The organism is Escherichia sp. Marseille-Q3837, assembly GCF_916618735.1.
GTDB classification, from domain to species: Bacteria; Pseudomonadota; Gammaproteobacteria; order Enterobacterales; family Enterobacteriaceae; genus Escherichia; species Escherichia ruysiae.
Window position 1 is genome coordinate 832,820 of sequence record NZ_CAKAKC010000001.1, and the last position, 23,762, is coordinate 856,581.

General features: G+C 50.8%; 24 protein-coding genes. 15 read left to right on the forward strand and 9 right to left on the reverse strand.

Annotation, left to right across the window (positions count from 1 at the left end):
* The first annotated feature begins 200 nt into the window (after positions 1 to 200).
* The 8 genes from LG381_RS03930 (at position 201) to LG381_RS03965 (ending at position 8,388) form a co-directional block, all read left to right on the forward strand.
* Positions 201 to 869 carry a cysteine hydrolase gene (locus tag LG381_RS03930; protein WP_225762050.1) on the forward strand — a complete coding sequence of 223 codons (669 nt, stop codon included), beginning with the start codon at positions 201 to 203 and terminating at the stop codon, positions 867 to 869.
* Between the two features lie 5 nt (positions 870 to 874).
* The gene (locus LG381_RS03935; RefSeq protein ID WP_225762051.1) at positions 875 to 1,735 is read left to right on the forward strand and encodes a DUF2877 domain-containing protein; all 861 of its coding nucleotides are present in this window, start codon (positions 875 to 877) and stop codon (positions 1,733 to 1,735) included.
* Positions 1,736 to 1,829: 94 nt separating this feature from the next.
* A complete protein-coding gene (gene fdrA / locus LG381_RS03940; protein WP_225762052.1) occupies positions 1,830 to 3,389 on the forward strand; it encodes an acyl-CoA synthetase FdrA in 1,560 nt (519 codons plus the stop codon).
* Positions 3,386 to 4,810: a DUF1116 domain-containing protein gene (locus LG381_RS03945; RefSeq protein ID WP_225762053.1), complete on the forward strand. Its 1,425-nt coding sequence runs from the start codon at positions 3,386 to 3,388 to the stop codon at positions 4,808 to 4,810. Before fdrA ends, LG381_RS03945 begins: the two co-directional genes overlap by 4 nt.
* Positions 4,803 to 5,759: a carbamate kinase gene (arcC, locus tag LG381_RS03950; RefSeq protein ID WP_225762054.1), complete on the forward strand. Its 957-nt coding sequence runs from the start codon at positions 4,803 to 4,805 to the stop codon at positions 5,757 to 5,759. The genes LG381_RS03945 and arcC overlap by 8 nt, the downstream gene beginning before the upstream one ends.
* Before the next feature lie 16 nt (positions 5,760 to 5,775).
* On the forward strand, positions 5,776 to 6,165 hold the full coding sequence (locus tag LG381_RS03955; RefSeq protein WP_225762055.1) for a glutamyl-tRNA amidotransferase: 390 nt from the start codon (positions 5,776 to 5,778) through the stop codon (positions 6,163 to 6,165).
* A gap of 25 nt (positions 6,166 to 6,190) precedes the next feature.
* Positions 6,191 to 7,414, forward strand: a complete 1,224-nt coding sequence (locus LG381_RS03960) for a cytosine permease (RefSeq protein WP_135523410.1) — start codon at positions 6,191 to 6,193, stop codon at positions 7,412 to 7,414.
* Positions 7,415 to 7,491: 77 nt separating this feature from the next.
* Positions 7,492 to 8,388: a LysR substrate-binding domain-containing protein gene (locus tag LG381_RS03965; RefSeq protein WP_225762056.1), complete on the forward strand. Its 897-nt coding sequence runs from the start codon at positions 7,492 to 7,494 to the stop codon at positions 8,386 to 8,388.
* Between the two features lie 93 nt (positions 8,389 to 8,481).
* Here LG381_RS03965 and metE read toward each other — a convergent pair whose 3' ends face one another.
* Entirely contained in the window at positions 8,482 to 10,743 is a 2,262-nt protein-coding gene (gene metE / locus LG381_RS03970; protein ID WP_222679880.1) for a 5-methyltetrahydropteroyltriglutamate--homocysteine S-methyltransferase, read from the reverse strand.
* Positions 10,744 to 10,978: 235 nt separating this feature from the next.
* Here metE and metR point away from each other — a divergent pair, with 235 nt between their 5' ends.
* Entirely contained in the window at positions 10,979 to 11,932 is a 954-nt protein-coding gene (metR, locus tag LG381_RS03975; protein WP_000573620.1) for an HTH-type transcriptional regulator MetR, read from the forward strand.
* On the opposite strand, the gene bioP is transcribed toward metR, so the two are convergent.
* From bioP to pldB, 3 genes are all read right to left on the reverse strand, one after another.
* Positions 11,820 to 12,719, reverse strand: a complete 900-nt coding sequence (gene bioP / locus LG381_RS03980; RefSeq protein WP_225762057.1) for a biotin transporter — start codon at positions 12,717 to 12,719, stop codon at positions 11,820 to 11,822. The genes metR and bioP overlap by 113 nt on opposite strands.
* 75 nt (positions 12,720 to 12,794) lie before the next feature.
* Positions 12,795 to 13,595 (reverse strand): sugar/pyridoxal phosphate phosphatase YigL, encoded by an 801-nt coding sequence (gene yigL, locus LG381_RS03985; protein ID WP_000285344.1) that lies wholly within the window; start codon positions 13,593 to 13,595, stop codon positions 12,795 to 12,797.
* A gap of 7 nt (positions 13,596 to 13,602) precedes the next feature.
* A complete protein-coding gene (gene pldB, locus LG381_RS03990; protein ID WP_000487635.1) occupies positions 13,603 to 14,625 on the reverse strand; it encodes a lysophospholipase L2 in 1,023 nt (340 codons plus the stop codon).
* 110 nt (positions 14,626 to 14,735) lie between these two features.
* Here pldB and rhtB point away from each other — a divergent pair, with 110 nt between their 5' ends.
* The gene (rhtB, locus tag LG381_RS03995) at positions 14,736 to 15,356 is read left to right on the forward strand and encodes a homoserine/homoserine lactone efflux protein (RefSeq protein ID WP_000142514.1); all 621 of its coding nucleotides are present in this window, start codon (positions 14,736 to 14,738) and stop codon (positions 15,354 to 15,356) included.
* A gap of 60 nt (positions 15,357 to 15,416) precedes the next feature.
* Here rhtB and rhtC read toward each other — a convergent pair whose 3' ends face one another.
* The 3 genes from rhtC to pldA form a co-directional block, all read right to left on the reverse strand.
* Positions 15,417 to 16,037, reverse strand: coding sequence for a threonine export protein RhtC (gene rhtC, locus LG381_RS04000; RefSeq protein ID WP_000928829.1), 621 nt, complete (start codon positions 16,035 to 16,037; stop codon positions 15,417 to 15,419).
* Positions 16,038 to 16,100: 63 nt separating this feature from the next.
* Positions 16,101 to 17,930 carry an ATP-dependent DNA helicase RecQ gene (gene recQ / locus LG381_RS04005; protein ID WP_024165090.1) on the reverse strand — a complete coding sequence of 610 codons (1,830 nt, stop codon included), beginning with the start codon at positions 17,928 to 17,930 and terminating at the stop codon, positions 16,101 to 16,103.
* Positions 17,931 to 18,062: 132 nt separating this feature from the next.
* Complete coding sequence (gene pldA / locus LG381_RS04010) at positions 18,063 to 18,932, reverse strand: phospholipase A (protein WP_001259600.1); 870 nt, start codon at positions 18,930 to 18,932, stop codon at positions 18,063 to 18,065.
* 162 nt (positions 18,933 to 19,094) lie between these two features.
* Here pldA and yigI point away from each other — a divergent pair, with 162 nt between their 5' ends.
* The 4 genes from yigI (at position 19,095) to LG381_RS04030 (ending at position 21,521) form a co-directional block, all read left to right on the forward strand.
* Positions 19,095 to 19,562 carry an acyl-CoA thioesterase YigI gene (gene yigI / locus LG381_RS04015; RefSeq protein WP_001277144.1) on the forward strand — a complete coding sequence of 156 codons (468 nt, stop codon included), beginning with the start codon at positions 19,095 to 19,097 and terminating at the stop codon, positions 19,560 to 19,562.
* 198 nt (positions 19,563 to 19,760) lie between these two features.
* On the forward strand, positions 19,761 to 20,651 hold the full coding sequence (gene rarD, locus LG381_RS04020; protein WP_000379998.1) for an EamA family transporter RarD: 891 nt from the start codon (positions 19,761 to 19,763) through the stop codon (positions 20,649 to 20,651).
* 95 nt (positions 20,652 to 20,746) lie between these two features.
* Positions 20,747 to 21,127, forward strand: coding sequence for a protein YigG (gene yigG, locus LG381_RS04025; RefSeq protein ID WP_021521448.1), 381 nt, complete (start codon positions 20,747 to 20,749; stop codon positions 21,125 to 21,127).
* A gap of 13 nt (positions 21,128 to 21,140) precedes the next feature.
* On the forward strand, positions 21,141 to 21,521 hold the full coding sequence (locus tag LG381_RS04030) for a DUF2628 domain-containing protein (protein ID WP_000032587.1): 381 nt from the start codon (positions 21,141 to 21,143) through the stop codon (positions 21,519 to 21,521).
* A gap of 40 nt (positions 21,522 to 21,561) precedes the next feature.
* Here the strand turns inward: LG381_RS04030 and corA are convergent, their stop codons facing one another.
* Together corA and ysgD are read right to left on the reverse strand one after the other, a co-directional pair.
* Entirely contained in the window at positions 21,562 to 22,512 is a 951-nt protein-coding gene (gene corA, locus LG381_RS04035; RefSeq protein WP_000947159.1) for a magnesium/cobalt transporter CorA, read from the reverse strand.
* Between the two features lie 151 nt (positions 22,513 to 22,663).
* Complete coding sequence (gene ysgD, locus LG381_RS04040) at positions 22,664 to 22,720, reverse strand: protein YsgD (protein WP_211180520.1); 57 nt, start codon at positions 22,718 to 22,720, stop codon at positions 22,664 to 22,666.
* A 161-nt stretch (positions 22,721 to 22,881) separates the two neighbouring features.
* On the opposite strand from ysgD, the gene LG381_RS04045 reads away from it, so the two are divergent.
* A complete protein-coding gene (locus LG381_RS04045) occupies positions 22,882 to 23,646 on the forward strand; it encodes a phosphodiester glycosidase family protein (protein ID WP_225762058.1) in 765 nt (254 codons plus the stop codon).
* Positions 23,647 to 23,762: the final 116 nt, after the last annotated feature.

Sequence of the window (23,762 nt, forward strand, 5' to 3'; positions counted from 1 at the left end):
ACTCAAAACCATACAGCATCAAAAATTTTGTTGCTGTATGCCACGATTTGACCCCCTTCACATTCGTCATCACGCCGCCTGCTGAATGCAAAAATTTCGTTGCTGTGCGGCAAACTTTTTTCCTGTTTTGTGCCGCTTTTCTCCTGAATACTCATTCTCAGAACAACTGGATCGTTTAAACATCAGACAGGAGATTTACCATGACGCAATCCATTTTTCAGGCTCAACCCTTTGAATTACTTTTTGATCCACGCACAACTGCACTGGTCATGATCGACATGCAGCGTGACTTTGTCGAAGCAGGGGGCTTCGGTGAAGCACTGGGCAATGATGTTTCACTGGTACGCACGGCTATCGCACCATGTACAGAGGTGCTGGCAGCCGCACGTCAAAAAGGAATTATGGTTATTCATACCCGTGAAGGCCATCGTGCAGACTTAAGCGACTGCCCACCAGCCAAACTGACGCGCGGCGGTAAAACCTTTATTGGTGAAGCAGGCCCGATGGGGCGCATTCTGGTCAGAGGTGAAGCAGGTCATGACATCATTCCTGAACTGTACCCGGTCGCAGGCGAACCGGTGATTGATAAACCCGGCAAAGGCGCTTTTTATCAAACCGACTTACATCTGATTTTGCAAAACCACGGCATCAAAACGCTGGTTGTTTGCGGAGTAACCACTGAAGTCTGTGTGACCACCACCGTGCGCGAAGCGAATGATCGTGGTTATGAGTGCATCATCCCGGAAGATTGCGTTGGCTCCTATTTTCCGGAATTCCAGAAATACGCCCTGGAGATGATCAAAGCACAAGGTGCCATTTTCGGTTGGGTTACTGATTCCAAAGCCATTATTGCAGGCCTGGAAGGTTAACACCGATGGTACAGGTTACGCTTTGCGCATCATCGTTGGGATATCTTTTCCCGTGGAATGAAACGCAAGATTTACGTCTGCACAGTGCTTTTAAACATGCGGTAAATCTGCATTCAGAAGCGGGAACATTCATCACCCTGTTGTGTGCGCAAACGTATCTGAATCTCCCTGATGCCACCAGAGTCAAACTGCCTGAGCGTTGGGACTGGCGAAGTGAGATTGCCCATTCCGATCCCGTTCAGTTAACCCCAGGCTTGCTGCAGACACCTCGCTTTTGTGTGGCTCTTGATAACGCAACACTCTGGCAGCCGTCATTTGTGGGGGGAATGCTGACACTTGAGGCGTTCCCTTTAGTTTTCCAGCACTACCCAACGATGGCATCGCAACGGCTTTTATTTTGTCTGGAGCATAACGTTCAAAGCACATTGCACCTGCCGGATAGTCTCACACACCAGGGATTAGAGATTATGGAACATCCAGATGCGCTGGAACGCCAGGTGCCACAACTGATCGGCTTTGGCAAAGGCTTAACGCCCGATGGAGATGACTATTTGTTGGGCTATCTGGCGGCGCTCTGGTTATGGCAACTACCTGCACCACTTGCCGATCATCAATATCGGTTGCAACAGGCAATTGATCAACATGCGCGCAACACCACTGACATCAGTCGTCATTATCTGGAGCGTGCGCTTCGGGGGCATTTTTCAGAACCGATTTGCCAGTTACTCGCACAACTGGTTGGGGGCGCATCGGCAATGACAATCGCATCCTGTGCAGAACAGGTCATGCAATTTGGCGCAACGTCAGGAGTGGATTGCCTTGCAGGAATGCTGCATGGCTTTCGAACCCTGAATACCATGAATTGATTTCAACCTTTTCTCCTGTAGCTCATTTATGGCGCTACACGGGAATGCTTTGCCCGAATTTTACTATCGGGCGGAATGAAACAGGCATAACAGCATGAAAGTTAAACATAAAGTTTTCAGCAATCTTTATCAGGACTCGGTTTCTCTGATGCAGATTTCCGCGCAAATCAGCAAGTTGCCCGGTATTCAACAGGCTTCGGTCGTCATGGGAACACCCAATAATCTTGAACAATTGCGCGATGCGGGTCTGGGTAACGAAATCAACGCCAGTCCCAATGATTTAGTGATTGCAGTCATGGGTGAAGAAGATATTTGCAATGAAGCACTGGTACTGACCCAGCAACGTCTGACCAGCAAACCCGATGATGAAACGGATAGTGGCATTAAAACACCGGAAAAGGTCAGCCTGGAAATGGCACTGGAAGCCGAACCCGAAGCCAACCTGGCACTCATTTCTGTACCGGGAGACTACGCCACCGCCGAAGCAATTAAAGCGTTAAACCTCGGAATGAACGTGATGATGTTCAGCGATAACGTCAGTATCAAGCAGGAAAAATCCATCAAAACGCTTGCCCGAGAACGTCAGCGCATCGTGATGGGGCCGGACTGTGGAACCGCCATTATTAACGGTATTCCGTTAGGCTTCGCCAATGTGGTGAAACGCGGAGCGATTGGTGTTATCGGCGCGTCAGGCACCGGGCTACAGGAAGTGACTTGCCGAATCGACCAGCTCGGAGCGGGTATTTCTCAGGCGCTGGGAACAGGCGGGCATGATCTCAGTGAAGAGATTGGTGGAATATCGATGCTCTTTGCTTTAGATGCGCTAGCGCAAGACGATGAAACACGCGTGATTGTGCTTATTTCAAAACCGCCTTCACCGATCGTTGCCCGGAATATTCTGGAGCGCGCCCAGGATTGTGGAAAACCCGTGGTGGTGAATTTCCTCGGTGCGAATCCGCATGATCTTGCACGTCCCAATATCACCGCTGCCACCACACTTGCCAGCGCCGCAAATATCGCCGTGGCGTTACTGAATGATCAGCCACTTCCTGCTGTCGAGATAGAGATTTCCTGCGACGATCTCACAATGTTACAAAACGCCTGCCAACGCCTGCCAGCCCATCGCCAGGCGATACGCGGAGTTTTCGCCGGAGGAACCTTCTGTTACGAAGCGCAACTTATCTGCCAGCAAGAGGGATTCCGCGCCGCCTCCAATACGCCAGTTGCGGGTAATCGTGCTCTGGCAAATATCTGGCAAAGCGAAGATCACACGCTGATCGATATGGGCGACGATGATTTCACCCGTGGCAAACCGCATCCAATGATCGACCCGACTCTGCGCAATCAACGTCTGCTCAACGAACTCAACGACTCACACACTGCCGTCGTGTTATTCGACCTGGTACTTGGTTATGGCGCTTCCGCTACGCCTGCCAGCGAATTACTGGACCAACTTTCACACATCGACATGAATAACGCACCGTTGCTGATTGCGCACGTTTGCGGAACGGAAGCTGATCCGCAAATACGCAGTCAGCAGATAAGCGCACTACAAAATGCGGGCGTCATCATTGCCAACAGCAATGCACAGGCGGCGCTATGGGCAAGCACCGTTGCGCAGACTCAGTTGCAGAAAAAGGGACTAAACGCATGAATACCTTATTTAATCAGCCTTTGAAGGTCGTAAACGCGGGACTACACAGTTTTGCTAACAATATTCAACATGCTGGAGGAAATGCAATTGCACTCAACTGGCAGCCACCAGCACAAGGCAATATTGACGCTGGATTGGATCTGGCATCGTTGCTACGTCATCCCCTGGTAGAAAATGCCAACCAAATCGCCATGACTCGTTATCTCGAAGCACAACCCGTTTTGGTAGATGTCATGCTCGCTAAAGAGGCGATCCCGGCAATGGCTGAACGAAAACGCATTCTGCACTCTGGCCCGCCAATTGCCTGGGAAGAGATGTGTGGTCCGGTAAAAGGGGCGATTATTGGTGCCATGCTGTACGAAGGTTGGGCCACCAGCCAGCAAGACGCAGAAAACCAGATAAACGCAGGCGAAATCGACCTTGCCCCTTGTCATCATTATCACGCGGTTGGACCAATGGCAGGCATCATCAGCCCGTCAATGCCGTTATGGGTGGTGGAAAATAAAACCAACGGTCATCGTACTTTTAGTAATTTCAATGAAGGTCTGGGTAAGGTTCTCCGTTTTGGCGCCAATAACGACGAAGTTCTCTATCGTCTGGCCTGGATGCGCGATGAACTGGCGCCGGCAATGAAAGCAGCAATCGCACAACACGGCGAGCTGGAACTCAAGCCATTAATGGCGCAGGCGCTGCATATGGGGGATGAAGTTCATAACCGCAATGCTGCCGCTACCGGTTTGCTGATTAAGCGCCTGCTCCCGGCATTGCTGGCCTGCTCTCTTCCACAGGAACATATCCAGCGCGTCGTGGCATTTATCACCGGTAACGATCACTTCTTCCTCAATCTGTCGATGGCCGCCTGTAAAGCAATGATGGATGCCGCCGCCAATGTACCGTTCAGTTCAATGGTTACGGTGATGGCGCGTAACGGGGTGAATTTTGGTATTCGGATTTCCGGTACTGGTGATCGCTGGTTCCAGGCTCCTGCCAATGCCGTTGAAGGTCTGTTCTTCCCCGGATTTGGCGTTGACGACGCCGCTGCTGACCTGGGCGATAGCGCAATTACCGAAACCGCTGGTGTAGGTGGCTTCGCGATGGCGTCATCTCCGGCAATCGTTAAATTTGTGGGAGGCACACCTGCCGATGCCACCAATAACAGCCGTCGGATGCAGGCAATCACCCTCGGCGGTAACCCCGCATTTACACTTCCTGCCCTCAATTTTGCCCCCACCGCAGCAGGGATTGATGCGCGTAAAGTTACCGATCGCGGCATTTTACCGGTCATCAATACGGGTATCGCCCACAAACAAGCGGGAGTCGGGCAAATTGGTGCCGGGATCACCACTGCGCCGATGGCCTGTTTTGTCGCCGCTATACGTGCACTGGCTGAGATCGTCGCAAAGGAGAATCATCATGGTTAAGCCACTGGCTGTTGTCGCGGTTGGCGGCAATGCGCTCATTCACGACGATCAACACAATAGTATTCCCGATCAATATGTTGCAGTGATGGAAAGCGTGCAGCATATCGTTGATATGGTTGAAGCCGGATGGAATCTGGTGCTAACCCACGGTAATGGGCCGCAGGTGGGCTTTATTCTGCGTCGCTCTGAACTTGCTTGTAACGAAGTTTCTCCAGTTCCACTTGATTACGCCGTGGGTGATACACAAGGCGCAATTGGCTACATGTTCCAGAAGGCGCTGCATAACGAACTCGCTCGCCGTGGCATAAACAAACCAGTAATTGCGCTAGTGACACAAACGCGAGTTAGCCCACATGACGATGCTTTCGCCAGCCCCAGTAAACCGATTGGCGCGTTTCTCGATGAAGCAACGGCCCAACAACGCCAGCAGCAGCTCGGCTGGACTCTGATGGAGGACGCCGGGCGCGGGTGGCGGCGTACTGTTCCCTCTCCTGCGCCACTGGAAATTATTGAGCACAACACCATCGCTCACCTAGTGCGCCAGGGATATCTGGTTATTGCCTGCGGCGGCGGAGGTATTCCGGTGGTGCGAGACGGACAACAACTGAAAGGTGTGGAAGCCGTGATCGATAAAGATCTGGCCTCCGCGCTGCTCGCCAGTCAGTTAGGCGCAGATCTGCTGGTGATCCCCACCGGTGTAGAAAAAGTGGCGGTTAACTTTGGTACACCACAACAACAGTGGCTCGACGCTATCAGCGTTGTCGAAGCGCAAACGCTGTTGCAGGAAGGTCAGTTTGGTGTCGGCAGTATGCAACCAAAAGTGGAAGCCATTGTTGATTTCATCAATGCCAGCCAGCAACAAGGCAAACAGGCCAGCGGCCTGATTACCTCACCGCAAACCATAAAAGCGGCCCTGGCGCATCAGAGCGGTACATGGATAACCCTTTAATTTTCTGGAGAACATAATGACTACAACGCTTTTAGCCGTTAACGGAACACTGATGCGCGGCCTGGAACTTAACCAAAATATGCAAAAAGCGGGCGGCATTTTTGTTCGCGAAGACCGAACTGACGCCCATTACCGGCTGTGGAGTATTAACGATCGCCATCCAGGAATGATTCGCGTGAATGAAGGAGGAACACACGTCGATGTAGAAATTTGGCAACTGCCGCTGGCCAGTTTTGCCGCTCTGTTAATGAGCGAACCTGCCGGGCTGGCAATTGGCAAAATCAAACTTGCCAATGGTAGCGAAGTGCTGGGTGTGCTGGCTGAAAACTGGCTCACAGAAGGCCAACGGGAAATTACAGAACTGGGTAGCTGGCGCAAATACACCGGGCATTTTCATACTGTGTAACGCGCATTTATAAAGGGAACATACTATGCGTAAAAAAGAAGAGAGTCTGAATACGGCATCAGGATTGCGTATTGCCATGATTTTGCTGGGTATTGCGGTTACACCTGTGCTGTTGTCATCCTCAAGCCTTGGTAATCAACTTTCCAGCAGCAGTTTAATTAGCGTCGTATTGTTAGGCGGCGTCATTCTGACCTTACTTTCTGCCATCACCATTAGCGTTGGAGAAAAAGCCCGTCTGCCAACGTATGGCATTGTGAAATATTCATTTGGTGAGAAAGGAGCCGTCGCCATTAACATTTTGATGGCGATAAGTCTGTTCGGCTGGATTGCCGTTACCGCTAATATGTTTGGTCATTCGATACATGACTTACTGGCCCAGCATGGGCTGGAAGTTCCACTGGCACTGTTAGTGGCGGCAGGCTGTGTCATTTTTGTCGCCTCTACAGCATTTGGTTTCGCCGTTCTGGGGAAAATTGCTCAGGTTGCCGTGCCGGTTATCGCGCTGGTGCTGTGTTATATCCTCTACGTTGCAACCCATACTGAAGTGGCAGCACCAGCGGCGATAGCGGAGATGAATACGGGTGTCGCCGTTTCCACCGTTGTTGGTACGATTATTGTGCTGGTTGCCACATTGCCTGATTTCGGTAGTTTTGTGCATAACCGCAAACATGCGCTGATCGCCGCAGGCATGACGTTTCTGGTTGCCTACCCTCTACTTTACTGGGCGGGTGCAACACCGAGCGCCATTAGCGGTCAGGGCTCTTTACTGGGTGCAATGGCGGTATTCGGCGCCGTTCTGCCTGCGGCACTGTTGTTGATTTTCGCCTGCGTCACCGGTAACGCGGGCAATATGTTCCAGGGCACGCTGGTGGTTTCCACACTGCTTACCCGCTTTCCCAAATGGCAGATTACCGTGGCGCTGGGTATCCTTTCCGCCATCGTAGGCAGTCTGGATATTATGGCGTGGTTTATTCCGTTCCTGCTGTTCCTCGGTATCGCCACGCCACCCGTTGCCGGAATTTATATCGCTGACTTTTTCCTTTATCGCCGTAATGGCTATCAAGAGTCAGTGTTAGCCCAGGAGTCACAGATTAAAGTGCTGACATTCGCGGCATGGATCATAGGCGCAGCGGTTGGCTTTATGACTGTAAAAGGTTTATTCACCCTGACGACGATCCCTTCGGTGGACTCCATTCTGGTGGCATGTATCGCGTATGCGATTCTCAGCCGGGTAAGTCAACGCAGCTAGTTCCTGGGTATACTAAAGCAATAATTACGGCTGAATCTGGAGAGATTCAGCCGCTTTACCACTGACCAGGGAGCCTTATGTTCATCTCTGACGAAACGCTTCGTGTTATTCATCTGGTCGCCAGACACCAGAGCATTACCACCGCAGCCGAGCAGTTAAATAAAGTCCCTTCCGCCATCAGTTACACCATTAAGAAAGCAGAAGAGAGTCTGGGCGTTGAGCTGTTCATTCGTAAGGGACGCTATATTGAATTATCTCCGGCGGGGAGTTATTTCATCGAACATAGCAAAACTATTTTGGGCGATCTGGAGGCGTTAAAGCGCAACACAGTGTTGATTCACGATGGTATTGAACGTGAACTGACAATTGCAGTGAACAATATTATTCCTGGTGATTTGCTGGTGGCATTTATTCGTGATTTTGAACGGCAATTCACATCAACAACGCTGACGGTAGATCTCGAGGTATACAACGGCTGCTGGGATGCTCTGTACAGTAAACGTGCCGATCTGGTCTACGGTGCTCCTCATGCAGTGCCAGGCAGTGAAGGCATCATTAGCGAACCGGTCGGGCAAATGGAATGGGATTTTGTCGTCAGCCCACTCCACCCACTGGCAGCGAAGCGGCATCCATTAGAAAACAGTGAATTGCGTCATTATCCAGCGGTTTGTATCCGCGATACCTCCGTTAATTTCCCCCCGATGCAAGCCTGGTTGTTGGAAGGACAAAAACCCATTTTTGTTCCTGACTTCGCTACGGCAATCGCCTTAATAGAACAAAACGTCGGTATTGGCTATATTCCACATCATCTGGCATTGCCATTATTAAACAGCGGTAAATTGCTTAAAAAGCCAATGCGCGAACATAAACACGCCACCAAGTTATTTCTTGCCGCTCGTTCCGATGGTATGGGCAAAGCCTGCCAGTGGTGCATGGAATATTTAAGAAATCCGCAATTAATTTTCTGTTCCTGAGAATCCTTTTAATACCCAGCACACATAGCAAAATGGCTTCCAGTGCTGGAAGCCATTATCGTGCTGTAATTTACAGTGACTCGTTAATATTCATCATCCCCGACGCAAATTCTGCGCCGCCTGCACCATGTTCGCCAGTGCCGCGCGGGTTTCTGGCCAGCCGCGCGTTTTCAGGCCACAGTCCGGGTTGACCCACAGGCGCTCTGCCGGAATGCGTTTTGCCGCTTTCTTCAGCAAGGCTTCAATCCATTCCACGCTCGGTACGTTTGGCGAGTGAATGTCATAGACGCCTGGACCGATTTCATTCGGATAATCAAACTCTTCGAACGACTCCAGCAACTCCATGTCAGAACGCGAGGTTTCGATGGTGATGACGTCTGCATCCAGCGCCGCAATCGAATCCATGATGTCGTTGAACTCGCAATAACACATGTGAGTGTGGATCTGCGTTTCATCCTTCGCTATGGCGGCGTTGATACGGAAAGCCTCCACGCCCCACTGGAGATAGGCGTCCCAGTCGCTGCGACGCAGCGGTAACCCTTCGCGCAGTGCCGGTTCGTCAATCTGAATGATACCAATTCCAGCGGCTTCCAGATCGGCCACTTCATCACGCAGCGCCAGCGCAATTTGTTTGGCAATGGTTTCACGGCTGACGTCTTCGCGCGGGAATGACCAGCAAAGAATGGTCACCGGGCCGGTCAGCATCCCTTTTACCGGTTTGTCGGTCAGCGATTGCGCATACTTCGCCCACTCCACGGTGATCGGTGCCGGGCGGCTAACGTCACCAATAACAATCGGTGGCTTCACGCAGCGGGAACCGTAGCTCTGTACCCAACCGTTTTGCGTAAAGACAAAACCGTCGAGGTGCTCGCCAAAGTATTCCACCATGTCATTACGCTCAGCCTCGCCATGTACCAGCACATCCAGTCCCAAACGTTCCTGCTCAACAATGGCCTGCTTGATATGTTCCGCAATGCCCGTGCGGTAGTTGTTGGCGTCGAGATTACCCTTTTTGAAATCCAGACGCAGGGTACGAATTTCCGTGGTTTGCGGGAAGGAACCAATCGTGGTGGTCGGCCAGGCTGGCAGTTTAAAACGCGCACGCTGGGCTTCAGCACGCACTTCATAAACGTTCGCACGCTGGCTGTCCTGGGCGGTAATCGCCGCCAGACGCTTTTCTACCGCCGGATTATGTACGCGGGTAGAGTGACGACGCGCCTGAATCGGGGCGCTCCACTCTGCCAGAGCTGCCGTATCACCACTGTTCAGCGCATCACGCAGTAGAGCCAGTTCATGACATTTTTGCAGGGCGAAGGCAAACCAGCTTTTCACTTCTGCATCAAGACGCGTTTCCACGCTCAGGTCGATAGGGCTATGCAGCAGCGAGCAGGAAGATGCCACCCACAAATCACGTTTGCCGACAATGTCTTTAATTTGTGCATATTTCTCGGTGAGATCGGCGCGCCAGACGTTACGACCATTGACCAGTCCGGCAGACAGCAGCCAGTCAGAAGGCAGGCGCTTGTGCAGTTCTGCTACATCATCTTTGCCATGAACGAGGTCGACATGCAGACCCTGAACAGGCAGCGCCGTAATCGTGTCGAGGTTTGGCGTTACGCCTTCAAAATAGGTGGTCAGCAGCAGTTTCACCTGGCCCTGGAGCGCATCGTAAGCAGGTTTATATGCGTCCAGCCACGCCTGCGGCAGTTCCAGCACCAGCGCCGGTTCGTCAATCTGTACCCACTCAATACCGCGTTTTGCCAGTTCTGCCAGAACCTGCTGATAAACCGGCAGAATATCGTTCAGCAGGCTCAGGCGGTCAAACTGTTCACCTTTCACTTTCCCCAGCCACAGATAGGTAACCGGCCCCAGAAGCACAGGTTTCACCTTGTGACCCAACGCCAGCGCCTCGTCTACTTCATCCAGCAGCTGCGTCCAGGTCAGTTTGAACTGTTGGCCTTTAACGAATTCCGGCACCATGTAGTGATAGTTGGTGTTAAACCATTTGGTCATTTCTGCCGCCGCCGCAGGTTCACCTGTTGGCGCACGACCGCGACCAATACGGAACAGAGTGTCGATATCCACCGAACCGTCTTTATTCTGATGACGCGCCGGAACGTTACCCAGCAGCAGGCTGGTGGTCAGAACATGATCGTACCAGGCAAAATCGCCCACCGGCAGCAGGTCGATACCCGCCTGCTTTTGTTGATCCCAGTGACGAGCACGCAATTCACGCCCTACTGCCAGTAATTCTTCACGCGTGGAGTTCCCCGCCCAATAACTTTCTTGCGCTTTTTTCAGCTCGCGACGCAGGCCAACGCGAGGGAAACCGAGGGTGTGATTCAATATTGTCATTTTTCTTCCTCTAATTATATGTAAATCCTATGGATTTTGAATTTAGGGAAGGCGGCAAGTTTATTCATCCCCGGGAGCTTACTGAAGTAAGTGACCGGGGTGGAGAAACGCAGCCAACGCACCATAAATTTAAAAGACGAAGGATTTTAGCCGTCCAGATGTTTACACATCCATAATTGGCGGTTACTGTATATTCCTCAAGCGCAAATTATTCATGCCGAAGTGAAGGACTTTCATGATCGAAGTAAAACACCTGAAAACGCTACAAGCGTTGCGGAATTGCGGCTCGCTCGCAGCCGCTGCGGCGACGTTGCATCAGACGCAATCCGCCCTGTCTCACCAGTTTAGCGATCTGGAACAACGCCTTGGCTTCCGGCTATTTGTGCGTAAAAGCCAGCCGCTACGTTTTACGCCGCAGGGAGAAATCCTGTTGCAACTGGCAAACCAGGTACTGCCGCAAATCAGTCAGGCACTGCAAGCCTGCAATGAACCGCAGCAAACGCGCCTGCGTATTGCCATTGAGTGCCATAGCTGTATTCAGTGGCTGACACCCGCGTTAGAAAATTTCCATAAGAACTGGCCGCAGGTCGAGATGGATTTTAAATCAGGCGTAACGTTTGACCCGCAGCCTGCGTTGCAGCAGGGCGAGCTGGATCTGGTGATGACCTCCGATATTCTGCCGCGCAGTGGCCTGCATTATTCGCCGATGTTCGATTATGAGGTGCGTCTGGTGTTAGCACCTGACCACCCACTGGCGGCGAAAACGCGAATCACACCGGAAGATCTCGCCAGCGAAACGCTGCTGATTTATCCGGTGCAGCGCAGCCGACTGGATGTCTGGCGCCATTTTCTTCAGCCGGCAGGCGTCAGCCCGTCACTGAAAAGCGTCGATAACACCTTATTGTTGATTCAGATGGTTGCCGCGCGGATGGGTATTGCCGCTCTGCCGCATTGGGTGGTGGAGAGTTTTGAGCGCCAGGGTCTGGTGGTGACCAAAACCCTGGGCGAAGGCCTGTGGAGCCGACTATACGCCGCCGTGCGCGATGGCGAGCAGCGTCAGCCAGTGACAGAAGCGTTTATTCGCTCGGCACGCAATCACGCCTGCGATCATCTGCCGTTTGTAAAGAGCGCGGAGCGACCCACTTCCGATGCACCCACAGTGAGGCCAGGATCACCAGCGCGCCTGTGATAAATGTTGGCCAGTTCGGCTGTTGATGCCAGATAGCCAGGTTAACCAGCAGCCCTGCCGGAACGTGCATATTATTCATAATACCCAGCGTTCCGGCGTCCACCTGCGTCGCGCCGTAGTTCCACATAAAGTAGCCAATCCCTGAAGCCACCACGCCAAGAAATACCAGAATGCTCCATTGCAGCGTTGTTTCCGGCATTTTCTGCGTATTGCCCAGAAAGAACCATGCAATCACCGCCACCAGGAACGCGCCGAGATAGAACCACGCAAAGGCGTTGTGCTGCGGCATCGGGCGGGTTTCCATCAGGCGTTTATAACCCACCATGCCAATCGCAAAGGTGATATTGGAGAGCTGCACCAGCAGCAGGCCAGTCCAGAAATGGTCGGTGACCTGATCATAGCGAATAATCCCGGCACCAATCACCGCCAGCAAGGCGCTAAAGGCATAGCCCCAGCGCAGACGACGTCTGCTCATAATGTCATAAATCAGCGTGATGTAGAGCGGCGTCAGCACGGTAAACAGCAGCAGTTCAGAGACCGTCAGGTAGAGATAGGCGCGGAAACTCAGCATATACATAATGCCAAGTTGCATCGCGCCCACCAGCATATACAGGCCAATGGTTTTCAGGCTATTGCCACGGGTACGCAGAAACGGCAGAAAAACGAGTGCCGCCAGACCAACGCGTACCAGCACCGCAAAATAGCTATCGACGTGCCCCGCAAGGTACTCGCCATAAAAGCTAAAGGAGAAGGCCCACAGAATCGTGGTGATGATAAGTAGCGCCACAATGGAAAACTCTTTGATTAACGAGTATCCATTGTAGCGAAGTATTAGGTTGACAACTGACCAAATAAAGAACGATTACGATAAATAGAGCTTACGCAGATAATGCGGCACCGCGTCTTCGGCGTTAGTGCCAATCACTTCCAGCTCCGGATGCAGATCTTTCAGGCGCTGGTGCGCACTGCCCATAATGCAGCCTTTCCCCGCCATCGACAGCATTTCGGCGTCGTTCATCCCGTCACCAAACGCAATGCAATCCTTCAGGCTGTAGCCCAGTTTCTTCGCCACCGCTTCCAGCGCATGACCTTTAGAAACGCCGCCAGCCATCACTTCCAGACAAGTCAAAGTAGAGAAACTGACGTTGACGCGATCGCCCCAGCGAGCATTGATTGCTTGCTCCAGCGGTAACAATTTTTCATGGGAGTCGCAGGTGAAGAACACTTTGCTGACGCCTTCCGGCTCCAGCAAACCCGGCTCATACAGCGCATATTTAAATACTGCTTCTTTAAAAAAGCGCATCTCCTCCGGACGGTGGCGATTCATAAACCATTCATCATCACGATAAACATTAGTAATGATGTCCGGGTTGTCGTTGACCACGCCAAACAGGTCGCTGGCAATGTCATGATCCAGGTTATGCGCGAAAATCAGATTGCCATCCAGATCGTGCACGCGCGCGCCATTGGAGGTAATCATGTAAGACTTAATCTCCAGATTATCGCGAATTTGCCCCACGTCGACGTGGTGGCGACCCGTCGCAAACACAAAGTTGATGCCACGCGCGGTGAGCAGTTTCAGGGTTTCTTTGGCGTAAGGGGATAACGTATGGTCGGGAGAAAGTAACGTACCATCTAAATCAGACGCAACAACCTGATACATAAGAAATTTAAACCTCTATAGAGCGATTTCCGCTGGGTGAGTTATGCCGGTTGAAAAATTCAACGATGGCGTGGAGCGCGACTGAGCGCATTGCGTCCTTTTCAAAAAGGATCTCATGGTACGCACCTTTAATTACCAGCGGTCGCTCCCCTTCTACAGGATGACCCGCTGCGGCGCGGAGTTCACAAAAACGGTCGTGCATACGGTTATCCACCACGCGTTCCTCTTCAGCCTGCAAGAGAAGCGTTGGCGTGGCGTCATCACCCGCACCGGCTAACACCTGTTCGCCGGCCAGAATACTTTCGCGTACCCAATGGTAGGTCGGCCCACCGACGCGAATCGTTGGGTCATCAGCATAGAAACGTAAATTACGTCGATATCGTTGCCTGCTGTGGGTCAGTACATTGATGGTAAACGGCAGCGCGCGCCAGCGCCCGGTGCCAATCGCATAGCCATCACGAAAACGTGGATGCGCTTCTGCCCAGTTAAGGATCTGCCGCGCCATAAATGATGGCATACGAATCACAATCCCAAACATTGGCGCAGTTAGCGCAATGGCATCGCACACACCAGGGTGACGTTGCAGAAACAGCGTGGAAATCGCACCGCCCATCGAGTGCGCCAGTATATAGCGTTTACGCCACGGACCAGGCTGAACTTCTTGTTGCCAGAACGCCGCCAGATCATCAACATAATCATTAAAGCGATTAACATGACCAAGATGCGGATCGGCTAACAGTCGACCGGAACGCCCCTGACCGCGATGGTCGATGATTAAGACATCAAACCCCAGATGGAACAGGTCGTAGGCCAGCTCCGCATACTTTACATAGCTCTCAATACGCCCCGGACAAATGACGACCACCCGATCATGTTGTTGAGCGCGAAAGCGGACAAAACGCACCGGAATGTCATCCACGCCGATAAACTCTGCTTCGTCCCGCTGACGCCAGAAGTCAGTCAGTGGCCCCATCGTAAAAGCAGCAAACGCTTTTTCTCTTGTTTCCCAGTCTTTTTGCTGCTGAAACATCGGGTAATCTGCCTCTTAAACCACGTAAAATCGTTTTTTTAAGCGTGCCTGACACAACGCTGCGACAGTAGCGTATTGTGGCACAAAAATAGACTATCCGGGAGATTCCCATGACCTTTGAATGGTGGTTCGCCTACTTACTGACATCGATCATTTTAAGCCTCTCGCCAGGCTCTGGCGCAATCAACACCATGACCACCTCGCTCAACCACGGTTATCGCGGCGCGGTGGCGTCTATTGCAGGGCTTCAGACCGGACTGGCGATTCATATTGTGCTGGTTGGCGTGGGTTTGGGGACACTATTTTCCCGCTCGGTTATTGCTTTTGAAGTGTTGAAGTGGGCAGGCGCGGCTTACCTGATTTGGCTGGGAATACAGCAGTGGCGCGCCGCTGGTGCAATTGATCTTAAATCGCTGACGCCTACCCAATCGCGCCGCCACCTGTTCCAGCGGTCAGTGTTTGTGAATCTTACTAATCCCAAAAGTATTGTGTTTCTGGCGGCGCTATTTCCGCAATTCATCATGCCGCAGCAACCGCAACTGATGCAGTATATTGTGCTCGGCGTCACCACTATTGTGGTCGATATTATTGTGATGATCGGTTACGCCACCCTCGCCCAACGAATCGCTCTCTGGATTAAAGGGCCGAAGCAGATGAAGGCGCTGAATAAGATATTCGGCTCGCTATTTATGCTGGTGGGGGCGCTGTTGGCATCGGCAAGACATGCCTGAAAATAATGTCGGATGCGGCGTAAACGCCTTATCCGACCAACTCTGATGATGCGTCTGGCATCAACGCGAAATAATCAAATGAATGCCAAATCCGGCAAATAACGCTCCGGCAAAACCGTCGATCCACTTCGCCAGACGTTGATAACCCCTGCGCATTTGCGGTAGCGCAAACAGGCTGGCAACAACGGTAAACCACGCCAGCGTTTCGACAATAATCAGCGCGAAAATGCCCCAGCGTTCGGTGGTGCCGACGTTATCGCCGACAAACAGCGAGAACACCGAGCCAAAGTAGATAATCGCTTTCGGATTGGCGAGATTGGTCAGCAAGCCTTTCAGGAAACTGCGTCCGCTTTTCGCCAGTTCCACCTGTGGCGCAGGCGCAGAAACAGCCTCTTTTTTCAGCGCACCGCGCAGCATCTGGTAACCCATCCAGCAAAGATACAGACCACCGCCAACCATAATTAGCGTATGCAGCCAGGCCATTTTTTCGATAATCAGATGCAGGCCAAGCAGCGCGATTCCTGCCCAGACCATTACGCCGCAGGTAATGCCCAGCACGCCCATCATCGCTTCTTTACGGGAACGACTAACGGCGGTCTGAGAGACAAAAAAGAAATCGGGGCCGGGGCTCATAAGCGCCACAATGTGCACCATGGCAACGGTGAGAAATAACATCAACATACATTTGACTCGCGGGGAAAACGTTTACGGAGTGTTCATCCTGGCACTTTTTTATGCCGTTGACTACTCTTCGTCATCGCCGTCGACATGAGCGCGGATCAGCGTCATAAACGGTTTACCAAAGCGTTCCAGCTTGCGCATCCCGACACCGTTTACACTCAACATTTCGCTGGCGGTGATCGGCATTTGCTCTGCCATCTCAATCAGTGTCGCATCGTTAAACACCACATACGGCGGAACATTGCTTTCATCGGCAATCGATTTACGCAGTTTGCGTAATTTGGCGAACAGTTTGCGATCATAATTGCCGCCGAAGGATTTCTGCATCGCTTTCGGTTTGAGTGCCACAATACGCGGCACGGCGAGTTGCAAAGAGGATTCGCCACGCAGCACCGGACGCGCGGCCTCTGTCAGTTGTAGCGCAGAATGCTGGGCGATATTTTGCGTCACCAGACCGAGGTGAATCAGTTGACGGATCACGCTCACCCAGTGTTCATGACTTTTATCACGCCCCATGCCGTAAACTTTCAGTTTGTCATGACCATAGTCGCGGATACGCTGATTATTAGCGCCGCGAATCACTTCCACCACATAGCCCATACCAAACCGCTGATTCACACGACCAATGGTAGAAAGCGCAATCTGCGCATCGGTTGAACCATCGTATTGCTTCGGCGGATCGAGGCAGATATCGCAGTTCCCACACGGTTCCTGACGCCCTTCGCCAAAGTAGTTCAGCAGTACCAGACGACGACAGGTTTGCGCTTCGGCAAACGCGCCCATCGCATTCAGTTTATGGCGCTCGATATCCTGTAGCTGCCCCTGCGGCTTTTCTTCCAGACAGCGGCGCAACCACGCCATATCTGCCGGATCGTAAAACAGCATCGCTTCCGCTGGCAGGCCGTCACGCCCGGCGCGACCTGTTTCCTGATAGTAGGATTCAATATTGCGCGGAATATCAAAGTGCACCACGAAGCGAACGTTAGGCTTATTGATTCCCATGCCGAAGGCCACGGTAGCCACCACGATTTGCAGGTCATCACGCTGGAATTTTTCCTGCACGTCGGCACGGACATCGTTTTCCAGCCCTGCGTGATACGCCGCTGCGCTAATACCCCGACTTTGCAGGCGCGCAGCGGTGTCTTCTACTTTCGCACGGCTATTGCAGTAAATAATCCCCGACTTACCGCGTTGTTCCTGAACGTAACGCATCAGTTGATCGAGTGGTTTAAATTTCTCCATCAACATGTAGCGAATATTCGGGCGGTCAAAACTACTGATTTGGATCAGCGGATCATTAAGCCCCAGCAGGCGCACGATATCTTGCCGCGTGGTGTCATCGGCAGTAGCGGTTAACGCCATAAACGGCAACGTCGGGAAACGCTGGCGCAACTGGCCGAGCGCGGCATATTCCGGGCGGAAATCGTGACCCCATTGGGAAATACAATGCGCTTCATCAACGGCTAATAAGACAGGATTCCAGTGCGCCAGATGCTCAAGGAAGTTATCCAGCATCAGGCGTTCCGGCGCGATATATAGCAGGCGAATTTGCCCGGTACGGCAGCCTGTCATCACTTCAAGCTGCTGCTCGCGGTTCTGCGTCGAGTTAAGGCACGCCGCCGCCACACCGTTGGCTTGCAGTTGATCCACCTGATCTTTCATCAACGAAATTAGCGGTGAAACAACGACAGTAAGACCGTTCAATAACAACGCAGGGATTTGATAGCACAGGGATTTTCCGCCGCCAGTTGGCATGACGACGAGGCAATCGCGACCGGAAAGTACGGTGTCGATAATTTCTTCCTGACCGGGGCGAAACTGTTGGTAGCCAAAGGTTTCTTGTAAAACCTGTTTAGCTCCGAACTCCAGATTCAACACTTCCGCCTGCGCCACATTCACCCCAATTGCCTGAAATAAAAACAGGCGCTATTTTCAGCGCCTGCGCAAGAAACTGCAATGCTTTTAGTTTCTGAGAGGGTAATACTGGATGCTGGATTCCAGATTTGCCAACCACTCAACCGTTCATCAAAACAAGTCGTTTAGCATAACCCCCACACCGACGCGGGTCTGGTTAAAGTTATAGTCGATAAGCGATTCGCCGTAACCGCTGTAGACTTGGGTATAAAGTCGCACATGTTTGGTGATCGGGTAACTTAAGCCTAACTCCGCACCACCGTAACCGGTGTTCCAGTTGTACTGTCCTTTCGCGCTCAATACGGCATCACCCAGGTGGTAGCCGATTTTAAGCTGGTAGTACCCCATATATTTGGTGATATCCGGGTTATCGTCTGTATTACCCACTACATACCACGGTTTGACTTCCACCAGCCAGTTGCCGTTTTCTGCCATCAGGCGGGTATAGATACGGTTCCAGCTACGGGACGTCGGGTCAGATCGCCCGTTTGAATCGTGGTTGTAGCCCATTTCCACATCGCGCAGTGTCCAGCCAGCAAAGCGGTAATCGGTAGCAAAACCGAGGAATAATTGCGGTTCGTAATTAGTTTCACGAAACGGCGATGACTCTTCGCTATTAGAAAGCTGCCACCAGGATTTCTGGGTGTAAGACGCACCCAGTACAGAGTTTGCTCCCAAAATCCCACGCCAAAGCGGAAACGCCAGACTTAACTGGAACTTTACTTCATCCTTACGCGCGTTTTCTGCCCAGTCGTAACTGGCAATCGCTTCTTTATTCAGATCGCTGGTCTGGGTATAGATGATGTAGTTGGTGTCATAAGGATAAAGGGTGAAAGGATTATCATGTTCCTGCAACATATTGGCGATAATACTACCGCGCACAACAGGCGCATCATGCACCTCTTTCACCGTTGCCTCTTGTGCATGTACCGCCAGCGGCAGCATATATACAGGCAACAACCAGCCCAGAAGAGTCCGCATCGGTCATGTTCTCCGTGACGAATTATTGATTAGATGAATATTTCTGCAGGCTATTCTACATACTTAACTCAATTGCCGTTAGTTATCCCTTCCTAAAGTAGAAACCAACAACAAAGAAGCATAAAATCAACATTTCATTAACTATTGAAGTGTAAGGATGATATGTCTGCCGTACTGACTGCTGAACAAGCCCTGAAATTAGTGGGTGAAATGTTTGTCTATCACATGCCGTTTAACCGGGCATTGGGGATGGAACTGGAGCGTTACGAAAAAGAATTTGCGCAGCTGGCCTTTAATAATCAGCCAATGATGGTCGGTAACTGGGCGCAAAGTATTTTGCACGGCGGGGTGATTGCGTCGGCGCTGGATGTCGCCGCTGGCCTGGTATGTGTAGGCAGCACTTTAACGCGTCACGAAACCATTAATGAAGATGAACTGCGTCAGCGGCTATCGCGGATGGGAACCATAGATCTTCGCGTCGATTATCTGCGTCCAGGCAGGGGTGAGCGTTTTACAGCCACCAGTAGCCTGTTACGTGCGGGTAATAAAGTCGCCGTCGCCCGTGTCGAACTGCACAATGAAGAACAGCTTTATATTGCCAGTGCTACCGCCACCTATATGGTAGGTTGAAAATCTAAAAGCAGGTAAACTGCTTAAACTGATGACAAACGCAAATTGCCTGATGCGCTACGCTTATCTGGTCTACCAGAGAAATGCAATGTATTGAATTTGCATCCTTTTGTAGGTTGGGTAAGGCATGAACAAAGCGCACTTTGTCAGCCATCTGAGCAGGTAAACTGCAATTAACAACAAAAAATGAGTTTTCCAATGGATACAAAACAAACGCGGCAGGGCGTATTACTCGCTCTTGCCGCTTATTTTATTTGGGGTATTGCACCTGCGTACTTCAAACTGATTTATTACGTACCTGCTGATGAGATCCTGACGCATCGTGTAATCTGGTCGTTTTTCTTTATGGTGGTGTTGATGAGCATCAGCCGCCAGTGGTCCTATTTAAAAACCCTGATTCAGACGCCGAAGAAAATATTTATGCTGGCAGTCTCTGCTGTGCTAATTGGTGGCAACTGGTTACTGTTTATCTGGGCAGTGAACAATCACCATATGCTGGAGGCCAGCCTTGGATACTTTATTAATCCACTGGTGAATATATTGCTGGGGATGATTTTCCTCGGCGAGCGATTCCGCCGGATGCAATGGCTGGCAGTGATTCTGGCGATTTGTGGTGTGCTGGTCCAGCTCTGGACTTTTGGTTCGCTGCCAATCATCGCGCTGGGTCTGGCATTTAGTTTTGCCTTCTACGGCCTGGTACGCAAAAAGATTGCGGTAGAAGCACAAACCGGCATGTTAATTGAAACCATGTGGTTGCTGCCCGTGGCGGCGATTTACCTGTTTGCTATTGCTGATAGTTCTACCAGCCATATGGGGCAAAACCCAATGTCGCTAAATTTACTGCTGATCGCCGCCGGTATTGTTACTACCGTACCGCTGTTGTGTTTTACCGCCGCCGCCACGCGCCTGCGTCTCTCAACGTTAGGCTTTTTCCAGTATATTGGCCCGACGCTGATGTTCCTGCTGGCTGTGACGTTTTATGGTGAAAAACCGGGTGCCGATAAGATGGTGACTTTCGCCTTTATTTGGGTGGCGCTGGCAATTTTTGTGATGGATGCAATTTATACGCAGCGTAGAACGTCCAAATAAAAAATAAATATATTCTGAAAAAAATATGCCGACTCTTGCATGAGAGTGGGCATATTGCCATGCTGACAGGAGACTCACACAAGGATGTAAAATTTATGTTGCGTATATTTATCCCAACATCTAACGGTAAGATTTCCAGACGTCGTTATATATTTTCATTTATTTTAATAAATTTCATTTTTGCCTTTCTTATTATCTTTTTTAACGATGGGGACGCAGGTTTTCTTGTTATTGTCTCTACCATCGCACTCCATTATCTCGTCATCAACATGAATTGCCAACGACTCCGTGATAGTGGTTTCATATATATAAAAACTTATGTTTTTGGTACATTAGCAGTATATATCATCTCTATCATCACAATGATAGCCGAACATTTTGATTGTTCAGGCAATGGTTCGATGATTTTTTTGATTTGTTATTTTTCCACTTTCAGTATGCTAATGCTTGCACCTACTGATTCATCAAAACAATAGTTATGGAGTATTTATGAGTAAGGAATATATGAACGATGGTTCATTAAGTGAAAAATGGAAATACCGATTTAACTTTTATGATCAACATGGCTTTCCTGGATTCTGGGGGGCAACACCAGAATATAAAGCAGCATTTAAAACATTAAAAGTAAGACAACGATTAACTATTCAAATGAATTTCATTGCTTTCTTCTGTTCCTGGATCTATTTATTTGTTCTGGGATTATGGAAAAAAGCAATTATAGTTCTATTACTTGGCATTCTATCTCTATTTGTTGGTGCACTAATTGGCGTTAACATTCTGGGAATTGCCGTAGCAGCCTATGTTGCTGTTAACACGAACAAATGGTTTTATGAGAAAGAGGTAAAAGGTTTAAATACCTGGAGCCTTTGAATAACAGGTGGCTTAGCCAGGCTAAGCCACCGCCTTCTTTTTACAGCCAGTTCTTGCGCTTAAAGTACAGATACGGTGCCAGGCCCGCGAGGATCATAAAGATAATCGCGCCAGGGTAGCCGAAACTCCACTTCAGTTCCGGCATAAACTCAAAGTTCATCCCGTAGCTGGAAGCGACCAGCGTCGGCGGCAGGAACACGACGGATACCACCGAGAAGATTTTGATGATGCGGTTCTGCTCGATGTTGATAAAGCCCATCGCCGCCTGCATCAGGAAGTTCACCTTCTGGAACAGGGATTCGTTATGCGGCAGCAGGGATTCGATATCTCGCAGGATTTCACGCGCCTGCTCCAGTTGCCCACCCGGTAAGCGTGCTTTACGTACCAGGAAGTTGAGCGCGCGCTGGGTATCCATCAGACACAGGCGAACTTTCCAGCCGATATCTTCCAGTTCCGCCAGCGTGGAGAGCGCCTCGTCGTACTCATCGCCCTGATGCCCTTCCATAATTACCCGGCTCAACTGCTCCAGGTCGCTGTAGATATTTTCAATTTCATCTGCCAACTGTTCGATTTTGGTTTCGAACAGATCCAGCAGCAGCTCGTAGGCATTACCGTCTACCATCGACTGGCTACGGGCACGCATACGATACAGACGGAATGCAGGCAGTTCACGCTCACGCAGAGTAAACAGACGACCATCACGGATGGTAAATGCCACAGTGGAGTTACCGGCGTGATCTTCCGCATCTTCAAAGAAGAAGAAGGAGTGAATATGCAGGCCGTCATCGTCTTCAAAGAAACGTGCCGATGCTTCGATGTCTTCCAGTTCCGGGCGGGTTGCCAGGCTCTGACCAAGTTCAGATTGTACGCGCAGTCGCTCGTCGTCGTCCGGTTCGACAAGATCAATCCATACTGCATTTACAAGGGGTTGTGACTCTTCGACTTCCAGCCGGGTCAGTCGGTTATTTTCCAGTTGAAATGCGCTCAGCATGACCGGGACTCCCAATGCTTAAAATATCGGACAGTTCGGTGGGCACACAGAAACAAATTGGGTTTCAGACCATTAAACAGCCTGACTCAGCGCGACGGGAAAAATTGAGGTCGCTGACAACCGCTAAGGCTATCAGCAAAAAGGGATAGCCTTAGGAGTTGATCCTGGATGACAGGATAGTGAGCCAGTATCTACTGGGTGTGTCCAAGGCGAATGTCCTCTTAGAGTGATCGTGCGCGCATGTTACGCCAGCAAAATTTTGCCGTCAACACGCAACAGAACACCACAGAACAATAGTTGAACTTCGCGCTTTTTGGTACTCGTCAAGGTCGCTAACAGGATAAAAAAATCCCACATCCAGGACCTATAATGGCGCATCGGCTACTCATTGGTAAAGGAATGATCACCTTGAATCTCAAACGGATTTTTCTCGCCCTCACCTTACTCCCCTTATTTGCTGTTGCCGCTGATGACTGCGTACTCTCTGATCCGACGCTGACCGTGCAGGCGTATACCGTTAATCCTCAAACCGAACGGGTGAAAATGTACTGGCAAAAAGCCAATGGCGAAGCGTGGGGAACGTTACATTCGCTGCTGGCTGATGTTAATAGTCAGGATCAGGTTCAGATGGTGATGAACGGCGGCATCTATGATGAAAGCTATGCGCCGCTTGGTTTGTACATCGAAAACGGTCAGCAGAAGGTGGCGCTAAATCTCGCCTCAGGGGAAGGGAACTTCTTTATCCGTCCTGGCGGCGTGTTTTATGTCGCGGGAGATAAATTCGGCATCGTTCGTCTGGATGAATTTAAAGCAAGTAAAGAAATTCAGTTTGCGGTGCAGTCAGGGCCAATGTTGTTAGAAAACGGGGTCATAAATACACGTATTCACCCGAATGTTGCCTCACGCAAAATTCGTAACGGTGTAGGGATTAATAAACAAGGGAACGCCGTGTTTTTGTTGAGCCAGCAGGCGACAAATTTTTATGATTTTGCCTGTTATGCCAAAGCGAAACTGGACGTAGAGCAGCTGCTTTATCTTGATGGCACGATTTCACATATGTATATGAAAGGCGGGGCAATCCCGTGGCAACGCTATCCTTTTGTTACCATGATTTCCGTCGAGCGGAAAGGTTAGAATGATAGTTTTGTGTCAGATACTTAATATGGTGCTGATGCCGGATGCGGCGTAAACGCCTTATCCGGCCTACCGGGTGCAATTCTCGTAGGCCGGATAAGGTGCGCAGCACCGCA